We start from the raw sequence: 1,060 nt of genomic DNA on the forward strand, positions 1-1,060 counted from the left end.
GCGAGGGCCTTGGCCTCGTTGACGATCTCCTCGACGGCCGGGTCGCTCGGCGAGCTGGCGTTCAGGGCCACGATCGACTGGGCCTTCGCGACCACGTCACCGGTGCTCGCGTCCACCGAGAACACGAGCTTGTTGAGGTTCTGGCCGTACTGACCGGCCGACACCACCGGTCGCTCGGTGACCGCACGGCCGCCGTCGACCCATTCCTGCACCGGGAAGGCGCAGTTGTAGGCGAGGTGGGTGTGCCCCGAGACGATCGCGTCCACGTCCGCCGAGACGTTCTGGGTGATGTTGCCCCAGACCGTGTTCTCGTCGGTGAACTGCGGCGACGTGCAGGTCGTGTCGGCGGAACCCTCGTGGACCAGGAGTACGACCAGATCCGCACCGCCCGCCTTGAGGTCCGCCGCGGCCGCATTGGTGGCGTCGACGATGTCCGTGACCGTCAGGCCCTGGATCCCGTCGGGGCTCACCAGGGACGGCAGTTCCTCGGTGACGGCGCCGACGAAGCCGACGGTGACGTCACCGAACTCCTTGGTCCACGTCTCGGCGAGGTCGTCACGACCCTCCGGCTCCTCGACGTTGGCGGCGATGTAGTCCCAGTCCGCGTGGTCCTGGACCCGACCGACCAGGTCTTCGTAGCCCTGGTCGAACTCGTGGTTGCCCGCGGCCGAGACCTCGAGACCGGCCTCGTTGAGCGCGTCGATCGTGGGCTCGTCGTTCTGGATGAAGGACTCGAACGTCGAGGCGCCGATCAGGTCACCCGCCGCCACGAACACCGTGTTCGGGTTCTCGGTGCGCAACTGCTTGACGGTGCCCGAGAGGACAGCGGCCGGGCACAGGACGTCGTCGCAGTCCTTGTCCGACGGGGTCTCATCGACCAGCAGACGACCGTGGAAGTCGTTGGTCCCGAGGATCTGGATGTCCTCCACGTCGTCGACCTCGATGAACACCGGGACCGACGTCTTGGTGGTCGGACCGTGGACGGTCAGCTCCTGGACACCGTTGCCGATCGACTCCGGCAACGTCACCGACACCGACGCGGTGCCGTACGAGTCGTACG

General features: G+C 67.3%; 1 protein-coding gene. It reads right to left on the minus strand.

Annotated elements, in window-relative coordinates; all coding sequences use genetic code 11:
- Nucleotides 1-1,060, minus strand: a 1,060-nt coding sequence (locus ACOADB_RS06830; protein ID WP_378597223.1) for a bifunctional metallophosphatase/5'-nucleotidase, incomplete at both ends; no start/stop codon positions are given.

The sequence above is a fragment of the Nocardioides sp. CPCC 206348 genome (genome assembly GCF_048654705.1).
Classification (GTDB): Bacteria; Actinomycetota; Actinomycetes; order Propionibacteriales; family Nocardioidaceae; genus Nocardioides.